The sequence below is a fragment of the Caballeronia sp. LjRoot34 genome, from assembly GCF_964253815.1.
Taxonomy (GTDB): domain Bacteria; phylum Pseudomonadota; class Gammaproteobacteria; order Burkholderiales; family Burkholderiaceae; genus Caballeronia.
Genome location: NZ_CAXUSB020000001.1, coordinates 2,501,487 through 2,517,803, shown reverse-complemented (window position 1 = coordinate 2,517,803; position 16,317 = coordinate 2,501,487). Strand labels below are relative to the sequence as shown.

14 protein-coding genes, 1 tRNA gene and 1 pseudogene are annotated in these 16,317 nt (G+C 60.0%); 10 read left to right on the top strand and 6 right to left on the bottom strand.

Annotation, left to right across the window (positions count from 1 at the left end):
• The first annotated feature begins 285 nt into the window (after window positions 1-285).
• From ACSQ36_RS11205 to ACSQ36_RS11180, 6 genes are all read left to right on the top strand, one after another.
• Complete coding sequence (locus ACSQ36_RS11205) at window positions 286-1,608, top strand: Rieske 2Fe-2S domain-containing protein (RefSeq protein WP_436181947.1); 1,323 nt, start codon at window positions 286-288, stop codon at window positions 1,606-1,608.
• 34 nt (window positions 1,609-1,642) lie between these two features.
• A complete protein-coding gene (locus ACSQ36_RS11200) occupies window positions 1,643-2,605 on the top strand; it encodes a PDR/VanB family oxidoreductase (RefSeq protein ID WP_436181946.1) in 963 nt (320 codons plus the stop codon).
• Between the two features lie 64 nt (window positions 2,606-2,669).
• Window positions 2,670-3,980 (top strand): CaiB/BaiF CoA transferase family protein, encoded by a 1,311-nt coding sequence (locus ACSQ36_RS11195; RefSeq protein ID WP_436181945.1) that lies wholly within the window; start codon window positions 2,670-2,672, stop codon window positions 3,978-3,980.
• Window positions 3,977-5,158, top strand: a complete 1,182-nt coding sequence (locus ACSQ36_RS11190) for a thiolase C-terminal domain-containing protein (protein ID WP_213761585.1) — start codon at window positions 3,977-3,979, stop codon at window positions 5,156-5,158. The genes ACSQ36_RS11195 and ACSQ36_RS11190 overlap by 4 nt, the downstream gene beginning before the upstream one ends.
• Window positions 5,155-5,613, top strand: coding sequence for a Zn-ribbon domain-containing OB-fold protein (locus ACSQ36_RS11185; protein ID WP_436181944.1), 459 nt, complete (start codon window positions 5,155-5,157; stop codon window positions 5,611-5,613). The genes ACSQ36_RS11190 and ACSQ36_RS11185 overlap by 4 nt, the downstream gene beginning before the upstream one ends.
• Before the next feature lie 78 nt (window positions 5,614-5,691).
• On the top strand, window positions 5,692-6,447 hold the full coding sequence (locus ACSQ36_RS11180; protein WP_436181943.1) for a FadR/GntR family transcriptional regulator: 756 nt from the start codon (window positions 5,692-5,694) through the stop codon (window positions 6,445-6,447).
• A gap of 88 nt (window positions 6,448-6,535) precedes the next feature.
• Here the strand turns inward: ACSQ36_RS11180 and ACSQ36_RS11175 are convergent, their stop codons facing one another.
• A complete protein-coding gene (locus ACSQ36_RS11175) occupies window positions 6,536-7,765 on the bottom strand; it encodes a porin (protein WP_436181942.1) in 1,230 nt (409 codons plus the stop codon).
• Window positions 7,766-8,222: 457 nt separating this feature from the next.
• On the opposite strand from ACSQ36_RS11175, the gene ACSQ36_RS11170 reads away from it, so the two are divergent.
• The 4 genes from ACSQ36_RS11170 (at window position 8,223) to ACSQ36_RS11155 (ending at window position 13,109) form a co-directional block, all read left to right on the top strand.
• Window positions 8,223-9,539, top strand: coding sequence for a Rieske 2Fe-2S domain-containing protein (locus ACSQ36_RS11170; protein WP_436181941.1), 1,317 nt, complete (start codon window positions 8,223-8,225; stop codon window positions 9,537-9,539).
• Window positions 9,540-9,684: 145 nt separating this feature from the next.
• The gene (locus ACSQ36_RS11165) at window positions 9,685-10,455 is read left to right on the top strand and encodes an SDR family NAD(P)-dependent oxidoreductase (protein WP_213761580.1); all 771 of its coding nucleotides are present in this window, start codon (window positions 9,685-9,687) and stop codon (window positions 10,453-10,455) included.
• A gap of 15 nt (window positions 10,456-10,470) precedes the next feature.
• Window positions 10,471-11,676, top strand: a complete 1,206-nt coding sequence (locus ACSQ36_RS11160) for a LysR family transcriptional regulator (protein ID WP_436181940.1) — start codon at window positions 10,471-10,473, stop codon at window positions 11,674-11,676.
• A 47-nt stretch (window positions 11,677-11,723) separates the two neighbouring features.
• Complete coding sequence (locus tag ACSQ36_RS11155; protein ID WP_436181939.1) at window positions 11,724-13,109, top strand: MFS transporter; 1,386 nt, start codon at window positions 11,724-11,726, stop codon at window positions 13,107-13,109.
• Between the two features lie 172 nt (window positions 13,110-13,281).
• Here the strand turns inward: ACSQ36_RS11155 and ACSQ36_RS11150 are convergent.
• The 5 genes and pseudogenes from ACSQ36_RS11150 to ACSQ36_RS11130 form a co-directional block, all read right to left on the bottom strand.
• Window positions 13,282-13,441, bottom strand: a pseudogene (locus ACSQ36_RS11150) (IS630 family transposase); the annotation flags it as partial.
• A gap of 29 nt (window positions 13,442-13,470) precedes the next feature.
• On the bottom strand, window positions 13,471-14,697 hold the full coding sequence (locus ACSQ36_RS11145; RefSeq protein WP_436181938.1) for a LysR family transcriptional regulator: 1,227 nt from the start codon (window positions 14,695-14,697) through the stop codon (window positions 13,471-13,473).
• A 378-nt stretch (window positions 14,698-15,075) separates the two neighbouring features.
• On the bottom strand, window positions 15,076-15,318 hold the full coding sequence (locus ACSQ36_RS11140) for a hypothetical protein (RefSeq protein ID WP_436181937.1): 243 nt from the start codon (window positions 15,316-15,318) through the stop codon (window positions 15,076-15,078).
• 8 nt (window positions 15,319-15,326) lie between these two features.
• Window positions 15,327-15,980, bottom strand: coding sequence for an Arm DNA-binding domain-containing protein (locus ACSQ36_RS11135; protein ID WP_436181936.1), 654 nt, complete (start codon window positions 15,978-15,980; stop codon window positions 15,327-15,329).
• 87 nt (window positions 15,981-16,067) lie between these two features.
• Window positions 16,068-16,152, bottom strand: a tRNA-Leu gene (locus ACSQ36_RS11130).
• Window positions 16,153-16,317: the final 165 nt, after the last annotated feature.

The following is a 16,317-nucleotide window of genomic DNA, read 5'->3' as shown; positions in this document are numbered from 1 at the left end:
CAATTTGGTGGGCTCAATATAGAACCGTCTGGCACAATGTCAAAGCCCGGGAAATCCCTTAAAGAGGGTTCGGCCGGAGGGAGATTCGGTCGCGGTCGCTGAGATTAGATCAAAGAAAAGTACATAAAAACAATCAATTAAGGCTTGATACATGGCTCGGTAAAAATTTTTTCGTCCGCCGCGTATCCGTTTGGTTATCTGCCGGTAACGTGAAATAACCAGTTGACCGCTCCAGGATTCTTTATATAATTGGTCCCACCAATTTTGCAATCAATGGAGACGGCCATGCTTTCACATGAAGACAATGAGACCTTGGTGCGCGTCGGCGCCGGAACACCGGCTGGCCAGTACATGCGCCTCAACTGGCTGCCGTTCCTGCCCTCGTCGGATCTGGCGCTCGACGGCCAGCCGCAGCGCGTACGTCTTCTAGGCGAAGACTTGATCGCATTCCGCGACAGCGAAGGCCGCGTCGGCCTCGTCGATCATGTGTGCCCACATCGCGGTGCGCCGCTGATTTTCGGCCGTAACGAGAACTGCGGGTTGCGCTGCGTCTATCACGGCTGGCAATTCGGCGTGGACGGCCACGTGATCGATACGCCGGCCGAACCCGCCGAGAGCCGGCTCAAGGAGAAGGTGCGCATCAAGAGTTATCCGTGCCGCGAGCGCAACGGCATCGTCTGGACATACATGGGCGAGGCCGGTGCGGACGTTTTGCCGCCGCTGCCGAATCTGGAATGGAACCTGGTGCCGCCAGAAAACGTGCACTTCAGCTTTCGCGTGCAGGAATGCAATTGGCTGCAGGCGGTGGAAGGCGAGATCGACTCCGCGCATGCGCCGATCCTGCATGGCCGCATCGATTCGCAAGGCTCGATCAACGACTGGACTGCCAAGCGCGATCTGCGTCCGGTGTTCGAATGCCAACGGCGCGATTTCGGCATCAGCATCGCGTCGCGCCGCGTGCTCGACGACACCCATCACTACTGGCGCGTCAACCAGTTCCTGTTTCCGTTCTATACGCTGGTGCCGCCGCAATCGAAGTATCCGGAACTGAGCGGCCATGCATGGGTGCCAATAGACGACGAGAACACGCTGTGCCTGATGTTCTCGTACACGCCGGCCGCGCCGCTCTACGAGAAGACGCGACAACTATTCGAAGACGGCCATGCGGGACGCGAAACAGGCCACGCGAGCGCGCATGCGTTCGCGCCCCGGCCTGTCACGCAGCCATATGCGAAGTACTGGACCAAGTACAACCTCGAATCGGCGTTCATGTTCAATTACGACGCACAAACCAAGACGTGGTTCTCGGGCCTGCCAGGATTGTGGGTGCAGGACGCTGCTTGCCAGTCGGGCGTTGCGCCAATCTACGACCGCCGCCGCGAAAATCTCGGCATCAGCGATACCGGCGTGGCGATGACGCGGCGCCTGTTGCTCGAAAACGTACGCAAGCTCGCGTCGGAAGGCGTGTCGCCGCTGCGTCTCGACGATCCCGACCTGTGGATGGTGCGCGCGGTGTCGCTGACGCTGCCCGCGGGCGCGCAGTGGCAGACCGACGGTGCCGAACACATGCGCGCACGCCTGGGCGCCGACTTCGGCTATACGCCCTGACCCACACCGACAGCTAGCGAAATATAAAACCTTCATGTCCCAACACAACGCTGAGCGCATCGACGTCCGTCTCACGCAGATCCGTCTTGAAGCGGACGACGTAGCGTCCTATGAATTCCAGCCCATCGACACACCGGTCCTGCCGCCGTTCGAAGCCGGCGCACACATCGACCTGTATCTGCCCGAGAGCCGGGTGCGCAGCTATTCGCTCGTCAACGATCCGCATGAGCGGCATCGTTATGTGATCGCTGTGCAGCACGAGGTCGCGGGTCGCGGCGGGTCCACGTGGATGCATCGCTCGCCCCGGGTTGGCGACCGTTTCACCATCAGCATGCCGATGAATGATTTTCCGCTGTCCGAAGACGCGCGCGAATCGGTGTTCATCTGCGGCGGTATCGGCATCACGCCAGTCGTATCGATGATCCGGCGCCTCGAACGTACCGGCGGGTCGTGGCAACTGCACTATGCCGCTCGCGAGCGTTCGCGTGCAGCCTATGCCCGCGATCTCGCGCAGATCGGCGCCGCGGACTCGCGCATCACGATGCATCTGCAAGCCGAAGGCGGGCGGCTCGACGTGCGCCGCGTGGTCGAACGCGCGGCCGCCGATGCGCATCTGTATTGCTGCGGGCCGCGCGGCATGGTCGATGAATTCATCGCAGCGTGCGCGTCGCGGCCGCACGAGAAAGTGCACTTCGAACGCTTTGCGGCGGCCAGTGAATCGGCGACGGGCGGGGGCTTCGATGTGGTGCTCAAGAGCGACGGCAGGCGCATTCAGGTGGCGCCCGGCAAGACGATTCTTGACACGCTGCTCGATCACGGAGTCGACGTGCAGTACGCATGCTCGGCAGGAGTGTGCGGCACCTGCCGCACTGGTGTGATTGACGGCGTGCCGGACCATCGCGACGACTTCCTGACAGACGAGGAGAAGGCCGCGAACCGCGCGGTAATGGTGTGCTGCTCGGGATCGCTGTCGCCGACGCTGGTGCTCGATCTCTGATCTTTCGATCGAACGCAAACCACTGATTTACGTGCGCCTCGTGCGCATCGACCAAGGAAACGCCATGCTGTCGAAACTGATCAACGATTTTCCCGAGCACGAACCGCGTCCGGCCAATGCACCCCAGGCGCTCGCCGGCATCCGCGTGGTCGACTTCACGCACTTCATCGCCGGACCGTTTGCGACGATGATGCTCGCCGACATGGGTGCCGAAGTCATCAAGGTCGAAGCGCCCGGCCGCGGTGACGAATTCCGCTATTACCCGCCGGCGCATCCGCAGGACGCCAGCATCGGCGGCCCGTATCTCTGGGCGAACCGCAACAAACGCAGCATTGCGCTTGATCTGAAGTCCGAAGAAGGGCGGCGCATTGCGCTCGAACTGGTCGCGACGGCGGACATCGTCGCGGAGAATTTTTCGACCGGTGTCATGGAGAGCCTCGGCCTAGGCTACGAAGCTTGCCGCGAACTGAATCCGCAACTCATTTACTGCTCGGTGTCTGCGTATGGCCGCGAAGGCGCGTTCGCGGACCGGCTCGGTTTCGACCCGATCGCGCAGGCCGAGAGCGGCTTCGTCTCGATGAACGGTTATCCGGACCGGCTCGGCGTGCGCGCGCTGTCGCCCGTGATGGATATCAGCACGGCGATGATGGCAAGCAACGCAATCCTTGGTGCGCTGGTCGCACGTGAACGCACGGGCAAGGGCCAGGCGGTCGAGGTCTCGCTGTTTGATAACGCGGTGCTGATGACCGGCTACGCGACGGTGCAGCATCTGTTCACCGGCGAGGAGCCCCGCCGCCACGGCAACACCAGTCCCGACACATGTCCGTCGGGCGTGTTCAAGGCGTCGGACACAGCGTTCTACATCAATTGCGGCAACAACAAGATCTTCCATCGTCTCGCCGTCCAGGTGCTGGAGATGCCGGAACTGGCTGCCGATCCGGTGCTCGCGGATCGCAACGGCCGCATCGCGCGGCGCGACGAACTGTTTCGCATCCTCGACGAGGCGTTCATTCTCCATCCGTGGGCATACTGGCAGCAGCGCATGCGCGCTGCGTCAATTCCGTGCGGCGAAGTGCGCACGGTCGGCGAGGCGCTGCGCTCGCCAGAAGCGCGTGAACGCAAGCTCGTGAGCCGTCTCGAGCATCCGGATCTCGGTTGGCTGCCGAACATCAACTTGCCGTTCCGCTTCAGCGAGACGCCGATCGCCGATCCGTCGCCTGCGCCGCGCGTCGGTGAGCACAGCCGTGCGATTCTTACCGGTGTGCTTGGGTATCCTGACGATCGTGTGAATGCGTTGCTGCAAAGCGGCGCCGTCTACAGCAGCCAGCAGCCGCTGGCTGCTGCCGAGGGGCACACAGAGGCGTCCTCGTTATGAGCGAACGGACGCTGCGCGGCACGGTCGCGGTGGTCGGCGTCGGCGAGAGCGAGTACTACCGCGTCGGCCGCGCGCCGGACCCGGAGTTCAAGCTGCTGCTCAAGGCGATCCTGGCGGCGTGCAGGGATGCCGGCATTGATCCGGCAGACATCGACGGCTTCGCGTCGTTCGCCGACGATCGTAACGACGCGGTGCGCGTGGCCACCGCGCTCGGGGTGAAGCGCTTGCGCTCGGCAACGATGCAATGGGGCGGCGGAGGCGGTGGATGCGCCGCCGCAGTCGCCAACGGTGCGGCCGCTATCGCGAGCGGCATGGCGCAGTGTGTGCTCGTCTATCGCGGGCTCGCACAGGGGCAGTTCGGCCGCTTCGGCCAAGCTGCGCCTCGCACGACGATCTCCGGCGATATGGCGTATCAGATGCCGTACGGCGTACTCGCGCCGCCGCAGAAATTCGCAATGAAAGTGCAGCGCTTCATGCACGAGCATGGCGTGGGCCGGGAGGCGTTGCGTGCGATCGCGCTCGCGTCTTACCAGCATGCACAGGCCAACCCGCGCGCGGTGATGGCCGGCAAGCCGCTCTCCGCGGACGCATACGATGCATCGCGCTGGATCGTCGAGCCGTTTCGTTTGTTCGATTGCTGTATGGAGAATGACGGCGCGGGCGCTGTGCTACTGGTGGCCGCCGAACGTGCGAAAGATTTCCCACATCGGCCAGTGTATCTGCTCGGCGCAGCGAGCGGCGCCGACTGGCGGGCAGCGGCCTCGCCGCACAATGCGCCCCACTATGCAAGCGCCAACTACAGCGGCGTCGCGAGCGACCTGTACCGGATGGCGCGGGTGAGCCCGGCAGACGTCGGCGTGGTGCAGAGTTATGAGAATTTCACCGGAGGCGTGGCGATGGCGCTAAGCGAGCACGGTTTCTTCCGTCCCGATGAAGCCAACGATTTCCTGACGCCGGAGAATCTCGTCGCGCCGTCGGGCAAGCTGCCGCTCAACACGAGTGGCGGCAATCTCGGCGAATGTTATGTGCACGGCTTCGAGCTGGTGATCGAGGCGGCGCGCCAGGTGCGCGGCGAGTCGACCAGCCAGGCTGCGCGACACGACGTGGCGCTGGTGATCGGTGGCCCGATGGTGGCGCCGGCAAGCAGTCTTCTGTTCGGATCGGAGGCCGTGTTATGAACTCGTTATCGCCATCGCCGGGGTATCTGCCCGCCGGACTGCCTGCGCCGGAGCCTGAATCGGACGGCCTGTCTGCGCCTTATTGGGAAGGGCTGCGCGAAGAGAAGCTGCGCGTACAGCGTTGTACGCGCTGCGATACGTGGCAATTCGGCCCGGAGTGGCTGTGCCATGCATGTCACGCCTTTGATCCCGCGTGGCATGACGTAGCGCCGTACGGGCGCATATTTAGTTGGGAGCGCGTCTGGCATCCATCGCATCCGGCGCTCGCGCAGGCGGTGCCCTACCTGGTGATACTGGTTGAGCTGGAACATGCCGGTAACGTGCGGATGCTCGGCAATCTGCTTGGTGACCCGCATCAGCGCGTCGAAATTGGCGCGGCGGTGACCGGGGTGTTCGAACATCATGCCGATGCGACGACGCCTTACAGCCTGCTGCAATGGCGGCTTTCGGCATGAAAACTTCGGGGCTGACGGAAGGAGGCTGTCTGTATAATCTTTCGCTACCGTCATTGCGACTTTATCCTTTTTGGTGACATGGAACTAACGCCTCCCGTTGCACGCGAATCGACCTCACGTTCGGAGCTCGTCGGCAAGATGCTGGCGTTTTTCAAGGAGCGTGGCTACGAGAGCGGCGAGCGTCTGCCGTCCGAGCGCGCGCTTGCGGAGCGCTTCGGCGTGGGTCGCAACGCGTTGCGCGAAGCGCTTTCGACGCTAAGCGCCCTGCGGGTCGTCGAATCACGCCCGAATTCCGGCATCTACTTGCGCCGCATGTCCACCGACAGCAGCTTCGAAACCATTGTGCTGCTGACCGAGATGGGCTCCGAGCCGTCGATGAAAGAGGTCAAGGAGACGCTTGAAGTACGCTGGGCGCTCGAGATGCGCGCAGTGCAACTGGCGTGCGAGCGCCGCACTCCGCCGGATCTGGACATCCTCGCGTCCGTGATAAACGCGACGCAGGCAGTACTGTCGAACAAGGGCAACATTTCGGTGCAGGACACGGCCTTCCACATGGCGCTTGCACGTTGTACGCACAACGAAGTGCTGGTGCACTTGCTCAGTTCGTTCTACCGTATTTCGGAAAGTCGCCGCTTTGCGCTGTTTGCCGATCCGGAGCGAGGTGCGATCTCGGCGATGCAGCATGTGAAGATTTACGAAGCGGTGAAGAAGCGCGACGTGAAAAAAGCCACCGTGCTGATGGAAACGCATTTCACGCGTGCTGTCGAATCGTGGAACGAGATTCTCGGTGACGAGCAGCCCGTCGAAGTCAAACGGGCACGCAAAACGAAGTAAGACATGCACGCAATACCGCTCGCATAACAGAAGAAAAGGTCGGCTTGAAACGAGCCGACCTTTTTTTCGTGCTTGCCAGGTCTGCGAATCAGAACGTATGCACGATACCGAGACGCACGAGCAACTGATGGTCGTTTGAAGAGGGAGTCAGTTGCGTGATCGACGCGACGGCGCTCTGACCAAGCGAATCCGTCCCGCTCGCCTTCTGATAGATCGCGAGCGCGTACAACTCCGTACGCTTTGACAGGAAGTACGCACTCGACAACGTGCCCTGGTGGTAGGTCGCACCACCATATGCGCCGACGCTCGCCTTGCGCGTATAGCTATACGCGGCGTTCACGCTGAAAGCCGGCGTGAACGCATAGGTCGCGTTGATTTCACCGTTGTTGAGGACGGCGCTGCCTGCATAGTGCAGCGAGTTGGGTCCTGCGCTGGTGTCGCCGAGGCCGTCGAAACCCGCATGAGAGTAGGTTGCACCGATACTCGCGGCGCCGAAGTGATACTTCGCGCCCGCGACCAGCAGTTGCAGGGTGGCGGCCGATGCAAAGCCTGCGTAGATCGGGTTCGACTGGGCGGCGGTGGCTGAACCGGAGGAGCCGAGGTTGTCGGTGGTGTTGTTGCCCGAATTGCCGTTCGTGCCGAAGTACGACAGGTTCGGGTCGCGCGCATTCAGGTAGCCCGCGGCCGCGGCGAATGGTCCCTGCGCGTACGAAGCGGCGAGTGCCCAAACCTGGTTGCGGCCCGTCGCACCCGCTACACCACCCACCGCATACATGCCGCCGAGCGTCACGCCGGCATACGGCGTACTCTTGAATTTGATCGCGTTGTTGATGCGTATCGAGTGACCGAGATCGTCGAAATCGTCGGGGTTTGCGCCCATGTGGCCGGGTATTTCGCCCGCTTCGGAGACCGGTGCGAGCATGTCGCTGACAATGCTGTATTGCCGGCCGACGGTCACTTGTCCAACGGGATTCGCGAGGCCAACAAATGCCTGCCTGCCGAACTCGAGTCCGCCTTGAGCAAGCCCCCCGGTGTCGATGTTGAAGCCATTTTCCAACGTGAAGATCGCCCGCAGTCCGCTGCCCAGATCTTCGCTCCCGCGCAGTCCCCAGCGGCTGCCGCCAATCCCGGTCGCCCCGTCCGACATCGCATATTGCTGCTTGCCTGCAAGCTGACCGCCGGTGCGGCCCGTCTGAACGTTGCTGACGTAGTTGAACCCTTGGTCGATCAGGCCATACAGCGTGACAGAACTCTGCGCGTGCGCCGCCGAAGCGGCTGTGCCGGCGATCGCCATCGCCACCAGCATAGGTTTCTTCATTGTGTCTCCATATCTCCGAACCGAATTTGTATTTAGGCGTGGTACCCAATCGATGGCACGAAATTGAAATTGGTTCCATCAAATTGGACCACCATAATTGGTGGGACCAATCGTAGCGATGCACGATTCATGCTGTCAATCCTGAGGACAACCCCTACGACAAACCGGATGCGTTTTTCAACGATGTGCTGTAGCGCATCAATGTGCGCGATGTCGAACTCGCGTCATAGCCGTCAAATGACATGGCGTCCGCGTATGACTTACGAATAAGCAACGTCAATCTTTTCAACGGCTTGCCTGACGCGAACCGAACCGTTCGTTCCGCTGCGCTAATACCCACATCACCGTTCTAATAGGTCAACCAACGAACCTGCTCCTAGAATCGGTGCATTCACAAGGGGGGCGGGAATCTTCTCCAGTTCTTGTCCCGTATTACTGGACCAAGGAACATCTATTCATGAACAAGACAGACATTGGCGATCTCTTACGTGTAGGACCTGGAACCCCCATGGGGACATTCATGCGTCAATACTGGCTCCCGGCGGCGCTATCGACCGAGGTCAAGGCAGATGGCGATCCGGTCAGGCTGATGATCCTCGGCGAGAAGCTGATCGCCTTCCGGGATAGTTCAGGACGGGTCGGTGTATTGGATCATCGGTGTCCTCACCGTTGTGCGTCGTTATTCGTCGGTCGTAACGAAGAAAATGGGATTCGCTGTGTCTATCACGGATGGAAGTTCGACGTAGACGGCAATTGTGTCGATATGCCAAGCGTGCCGGATCGGCTCGATTTCAAGGAGAAGGTTCATGCTCGTGCCTACAAAGCCACTGAGCGAAATGGACTGGTTTGGGTTTATATGGGTGAAGATCAGAAGAACCCGCCGCGTCTCCCGGAGATCGAGGCGAACCTGATTCCCGACAGCAAGATCTGGTGCCTGCAACGGCAATGCAACTGGTTGCAGGCACTCGAAGGAGACATCGATACCAGTCATGTAGGATTCCTGCATGTTGGCGCGTTGCAACCCGAAGATCTTCCAGAGGACTCGCCTTTGCGCCCCACCGTTCTCAACAGAGCGCCGGAATATCGCGTGCAAACCGCGGAGTGGGGCGCGATGTACGGCGCTTATCGTCCGGCTGAGGACGGCCGCATGTCATGGCGCGCAGCCCATTTCATGTTCCCTTTCTGGACGATGACGCCGAACGTCCTGTTTTCAACCCGCGCGATCGCACGGGCATGGGTGCCGATGGACGACACGCATGTCATGCTTTTCGACATAACCGGCGGTGTTGACGAGGGCAATCCATTCTTCACGACCAAACTGAAGAATGGAGAAGCGATGTACGAGAAGATCAGGCGCAAGCCGAATGGGACCGGCTGGTACGACCGCTGGCTACCTGTCGATGGATATCACAACGATTGGGGTATTGATCGCGAAGCTCAGCGCAATATGATCCATTTTACGGGCATCGACAATCCGTCAATGCAGGACCAGGCGATTACCGAAAGCATGGGTCCTATTACCGACCACTCTTTTGAGCATTTGGCTCCAACGGATCAGATGATCGCCTTTGTCCGCCGAAGTCTGACAAAGGCACTACACAATTTCCGTGAAAATCAGGCCGCGGCACCCGGCGTCTCAACACCGGACGTGTACTTCGGCGCTCGTTCGGGGGCCTTCTGGGCGGATGCTGCTACCGGGTTTGCGGACGCTTACAAAGCCGAACTCGAAAAAGCACATCGCTGGCCTTCCAGTAATGTGGAACTGACTGACTGATTTGCCAGGCATCACGTCTTTTCATTGAGAACGAAGCGCGATGTCGGAGCGATTCCACCTTGCGCTTCCATCTGATCTCAAGCACCAGGCTCAGGCGTGAAGTTTCGGGTGCTTTCGGGGCAAAAAAATTGCGGAGGCAAATAGCATGATCAAGCTTGAACACGACAGATCCGGTATTTCTTTTAACGGCCGGGTTGCACTGGTAACAGGCGCCGGGCGCGGAATTGGAGCAGCGATCGCGCGCGAACTCCACGATGGGGGCGCGATGATTGCCGTAACCGATCTGGATCCCGGCAATGCCCAAGCTGTGGCGAAAGAGCTTGATCCAAGCGGTGAAACGGCCATGGCGTTCAAGCTGGATGTCCGTGAAAAGCAGGACTTCGAGCATGCGCTCGCTTTGGTGATCGAGCGTTGGAGCAAGCTGGATATTGTAGTGAACAATGCTGGCTATGCTAAACGGACACCCGTCGAGGAGATAACGCCTGAGGAGTTCGATGAGATCGTAGCCATCAATATGCGTAGCGTGTTTCTCAGTTGCCAGATCTTCTCGAAGTATATGAAATCCCGGAATTACGGGCGAATCGTGAACATAACGTCGCTCGCCTCGCACAATGGCGGGACGGTCGCGTCGCCGCACTATGCAGCCGCCAAAGGCGGAGCGACAACATTGACACGGTACTTTGCGCGTCAACTCGCCGGGACGGGCGTAACCGTCAATGCCGTATCGCCGGGGCCCGTCGCCAGTGCAAAGGAGCGCCTGGCTCATCTGATCGACGAGATCAGCAAGCAGGTTCCGGTCGGGCGATTCGCGGAGCCATCAGAGATCGCGGCGGCAGTTTCGCTACTCGCTTCTGAGCGAGGCGGGTTCATTGTGGGGGCCACTATCGATGTCAACGGCGGTCTCCATATGCGCTGAGCAAAATCAGCGCCCGTGATTGCCAATCCGTTCGACCTTAACTTGCGTCATCTGCGCGCGCTCGTCACCGTGCAGGAGTGCGGCAGCATCAGTGCGGCAGCGCGTATTGCGTGCCTATCGCAGTCGGCCCTTACACAGGGTATCGCCAAGATCGAGCGTCAGCTCGAATGCGTGTTATTCGAACGCCAAAGTGATGGGGTAGATGTCACGCCAGAGGGTAAATTGGCGCTGCAGCGCATAGGCGCTGCGTTACGACATCTCGATGACGCGGTCAGCAAATCACAACGTAGCATCGAGCATCCCGCGCGGGCGGTCACGATGACGCATATTCGTGCGCTAATGGCGCTGGCGGAAACAGGAACTTTCGCTACGGCGGCTGAGGCGGCCAAACTCTCCCCGAGTTCGGTGCACCGCTCGGTCGGTGACCTTGAAAGAAAGTTGGACAAGCATCTCCTTGATCGTCGTGGCCGGGGGACGCTATTGAGTTTTTCCGGCAACCGGCTGGTTCGGGGTTTCCGCCTCGCAGCAGGTGAACTGCGTGCGATGGTGGGGGAAATGCGCGATGACGAACATCTCGCGACAATTTCTTTCGGGGCCCTCCCGGTCGCGCGCCCAACCATCGTACCGAGAGCTATCACGCGGATGATTGGAGAAAATTCACGGGCACGCTTCGTCGTCGCCGAAGGCGATTGGCAGGATCTTGTCGATCAGCTTCAGGATGGCCTGATCGATCTGATCATCGGTGAAATCCGGAATGACGATCTGGACGACCTGAAGCAGGAGGCATTGTCCGATGATCAAGTCGTCATTCTGTGTGGAAGCCATCATCCGCTTGCGATGGATCCTGCGCCGTCGCTCGATGTTCTGGCTGCTTATCCCTGGATTGTGGCGCCACCGCTGTCACCGCTGCGCCTCCATTGGGAGAATCTGTTCGCTCATAGAGCGCGCCCGGACTCTCCCGTGGAATGCGGATCAATCATGGTCATGATCAATCTGCTTGCACAGAGCGATTTCCTCACGCTCGCTTCGCCGAGGCAGGTCGAACTACCTCTGCAAACAAAGCGGCTTGCACAGATAGGTGGATTTATAAGGGACTCTACGCGCTCAATTGGCATCACTACTCGCAAAACCTGGCGGCCGATACCGATGGAACGTCGATTCATGCGCATGCTTGCTGAAGCCGCGGAGTGCCCCGGTGCTTCACCGATTGCATCGGCATAGGCGGCATTGACCGGATAAAAGTTAAAAAAATCAATCAAGGAGACACCATGTCACAGACGAAGCATGTTGCCAGTCTTATCGATGAGCGCCCAATCGGTACCTTCCAGATCGTGATCGCCGCAATGGGCGCGTTAGCCCTTCTTTGCGAAGGTTTTGATCTACAAATCATCTCGTACCTGATGCCGCAGATCGTGAAGGAGTGGCACATCGATCCCGCGCGGCAAGGCGCTATATTGTCCGCGGGATATAGCGGCATGTTGATCGGCTTTCTTGCACTCGCACCCGTGGCGTCGAAAATAGGAGCCAAGCGCCTGGTGGTCGTGTGTTTGCTGGCAATGGGTGCACTGAATCTTGCAACGATTCTGGCTAAAGACGCGACGACTCTGTTGATCTTTCGAATCGCCGTCGGCCTCACTCTTGGAGGCGTGGTCCCGCCGGCGTTGGCGCTGGTTTCCGAATTCTTTCCGGCTCGTCGTCGTTCGACTCTGATTGCGATGATGTATCTCGGGACGACTAGCGGCTTTATGGTAGCGGGTGCGACCGCGTGGACTATCTTATCCAGTTACGGTTGGCGTGGCGGCATGATCATTGGAGGCATCGTGCCGGTCATCGTCGCTTTAGGGATATTGCTGGTGTGGCCAGAAGCGCCTATTTTCCTTCTTGGACGTGGCGGCAATGGGCCCGCGCGCGTTCAACACATTCTGTCGCGGTTATATCCGCACACCGCGTTGAAAGAGGTCGTGATCACAGGGGATCATGACGCGGTCAAGGCAGGCGGCGTCATGGATATTTTCCTCGACCGGCGTCTTTTGGGAACGTTAATACTCTGGGCGGCATTAAGCTTCAACGCCATCGTCTATTTCTTCGTATTAAGTTGGATGCCGCTTATATTGGTGAAAGTAGGTGCTTCACAGCAGGATGCCATTCTTGCCTCCACGCTCGGGAATCTGGGCGGGATCGCCGCGATTGCTACCGGAATCCTGATGGACCGTTTCGGAAACGCGCGCGTTGTCACGATCTACTTTGTAGCCGGGGCAGCGTTCGTTCTTCTCGTCGGTGCTCTGCTGTCACCGACCGTCGTGGTGATTGCGCCGGCCGCCTTCTGCTTGGGCTATTGCGTGAGCGGGCTCCAGAAGGGTGTATCTGCATTGACAATCGCATTCTATCCGCCCGCCTTGCGATCGACGGGACTTGGGTGGGTACTGGGAATTGGGCGCAGCGGAGCGATTCTTGGACCCATATTGCCGGGGCTGTTAATGCAGAATGGCTGGCAGCCACCGTATATCTTCTACTTTATGGCTATGCCGCTACTTTTCGGGGGCGGCGGCATTGCCATTATGCAAGCCTACTATCGACAGCGTCTGCCTTCGAACGTGGAAGGTACATCGCCGGCCAGTCGGAAAACTCAGCACAGAACCTCGGGCGTAGGGTAGTGCTTCGTTTTTCCTGGAGTCAATGTGATCGTTGGCGCGAATTACCTTGTGCAAGATGTCATTGGCCTTGGCAGCCCGCACGAATTGGTTTGGAATCCTTCTTATTTATACACGGCGACGTCCTGCTTGAGCGCGGTGACGAGTTGGGGAACTAACTGAACACGCCACGGCGCCGACGTTGGACAGTAGTGTCGGGAGAGAAGCGCTCCACCATGTTCAGCCATGATGCGGAGGTCAGCATGAAATGGACGGTGCACCGGGCATGTTTCGCGAGCCACTCCCTGACGCTTCGAGTGTTTGCCTGTGGCTTAGTTATCGCAGATCAAATGCAGCGCTTGCTGACAGCGGGTGAGGCAGCCAATCAGACCCAGTCGGCGACGAGCCGACCTCTGTGGGATGGGTTCCCATCTGCGTGATGCGACACGTCCTGCAGCAGGTCCATGAAGCGCTGCTGGACGCCGGTCGGCCGCCAACTGCGCCGCGCGGTAATACCGATCGTCGACGTGGCATGCGGCAGCGGCGCGCCGATCTGCGCGAGCAGGCCGCTGCGAATCTGCAATGCAGCCTGATCAGGGCTCAGCAACGTGAGGAAATTGCCATTCGTGAGCAGCCGGCCGATGATCATTACTGAGCCGCACTCGATCGGGCACGCTGGCGGCGTGCGGCCGTCGAAGAGTTCTTCCCACGCGCCGCGCAACGGTGAGCTCGGCAGGCCAACGATCCACGAATAGGCCGCGAGCATATCGAGCGTAATGGCGGCGCGGCCTGCTAGCGGGTGATGACTGCCGCCTACGACGATCAGCCGGTCTTCGTAGAGCGGCCGTTGCGCAAGATCGGAGATTTCGTAGCTGCGGACTTCGCCGATGATCAGATCGACCACGCCGTCGCGCAGCGGCTCGACGAGCTCGGCCCAACTGCCCTCGAAGACGCGGAATGTGGCGGGCGCCGCTTCGCCGATCATGCGTGCCATTGCTTCGGGAGCGACGAAGGCGCGCGCGACTGGCGTGACGCCGACGCCGATCAGCGTACCTTCCGGACGCAGGCCGAGTTCAACCAGCAGCGCGGCGAGTTCGGCGGCGGCGAGGCGCGTGCCGCGGGCAAGACGCCGACCGGCGGGATTGAGGCTCACGCCGCGCCCACGTCGCTCGACTAGCGCTTCACCTACGGCTTCTTCGAGATCACCGATGGCGCGATGCGCGGCCGTGCGCGACATGCCAGCCGCAGTAGCGGCGGCAACGAAGCTGCCCACGTCGGCGAGCGCAAGAAACGCCCGCAACTGGGTCATCGTCATGCGGCGTTCGGGCCGCACGTTGCCGCGCGTAAGTCCCTGCGCGCCGGCGGCCAAGTGAGCGAGCGCGCCATTCACACGCTCCGCAACCTGCTCGCCGACCGGCGTGGCGAGCATGCCGTCAGCACGCCGCTCGAAGAGCGGGTAGCCGAACTGCTGCTCAAGTTTCATCACGGCTTGCGTAAGCGCCGGTTGCGACAGCCCGACCCGGTGTGCTGCTGCGCTGACGCTGCCATGCTCGCGAACCGCCAGCATCGCCTGGAGGTGCCGTAGATTCAGATTGAAGGGATCGTTAAGCATTCGCGATTATAGGCAGCAACGCTTTCGCGCGATTGCTCTGCGCGCGAAAGCGTTGCTGATGGCCGTTGCGGCGGGAAGCGGCCTAAAATTATTCGCGTAGCGTATTGCGGCGCAGGATCTGGGAGAAAAGCGATGGTCACACACTGGTCGCCCAAAACGGGGGCAATACAAGACAGGGTCGGTGCGGGAAATCGAAGATTTGTACGATACCGTATGCAAAGCGGCATCGCCAGATCGCCAGAACCCTGAGCATACGCCCGGTACGGTCGATGGCCACTATTCCATCACGCCCGTGCTGCTGATCGGTACGTCGTTTGACTACACGAAAGCACCCGACGCCAAGTATGAGCAAATCGATCTCGGCTGGCGGCTTGTCATTCAGACACAATACTCAAAGCAGCGGGTGAGCGTATCAGCGAGTGGCTTGTGCGAGCGTACTCTGGTTAGGTTGATCAACCGTCGGCATGCCGCCCGTTCAAGTAGCGCTTGCCGGGGAAGTGGAACGATATGGTCATGCCGCATCTTCATGCGTTCACCGGGAATATGCCATTCGGCCGCGTCAAGATCAATTTCGCTCTGAGGCGCCGATGCGATGACGCCGGGTCGCAACCCGGTCAGCATCGCGAGCTTCAGCGCAGCGCCAGTGGTAATCCATCTTCGCGCAGGTCATTGTGGATGGCGTAACTGACGATACCGCCAACGTACTGACGCGCCTTCGATGCAAGGTCGGGCGCTTTCGCCGCGATCGTCTCGAGAATGGGTTTGACCTGCGCGGTGGACAACGTCGAGATCGACTTGTTACGTAGCGTCGGCGTCAGATACTCGCGCAGGACAAATTCGGCCTTGCGGTAGGTTTCATCTGCCCACTCTTTGCGCTTGAATTCAAGCCATGCCTTGGCGACGAGATGGAAGGCCCCGTCGGCGGCGCGCTTTCGCGCGGAAACATCGGCACGTCGTTGGTCGACCGGATCGGTGCCCTCGCGCACGAGATCGCGAGCAGTGGCGGCGCGACGCCATGCTTCGATCAAACTAATGTCGGGGTAGGGGCCAAGGCTCAGGAAGTTTTCTTTCCCAGTGCCAGGACGGCGATATCGGAGTAACCAGGTCTTTGCGCCGTTCGGACGTATGCGCAGGGAAAGGCCCGGGCCATCCGGCAGGAAGGTAAGGCTTCGGCCCCGTTTTGGCGTTGCGAAACGCCAATTCCGACCTCGGTTCGACGTATCCGGGCATGACTTTGCCCACGAAACGGGTATACGCAAAAACGCTGGATATAACAGGAACATCTCGGACCACAAAAGACAAAAAACCCCGTAATCACAAGGATTTACGGGGTTTTCCGGACTTCTTCGGATTGCTCCGAACTTGAATCTTGGTGCCCAAGAGAGGACTCGAACCTCCACGCCTTGCGGCGCATGGACCTGAACCATGTGCGTCTACCAATTCCGCCACCTGGGCAGGGTGCGTGTGCAGCAAAGAACGCAATTATAGCCGGGCGTATCGCGCTGTCAAGCATTTTGAGACCGAAACTGAAACGCGGCTCCGAGCCATTGCCCATATGGCTTTTGCGCCGATGTGGCCCGGTTGGCGGGTGTTAGAATGGTTCGCAAACTATTCGTGAAC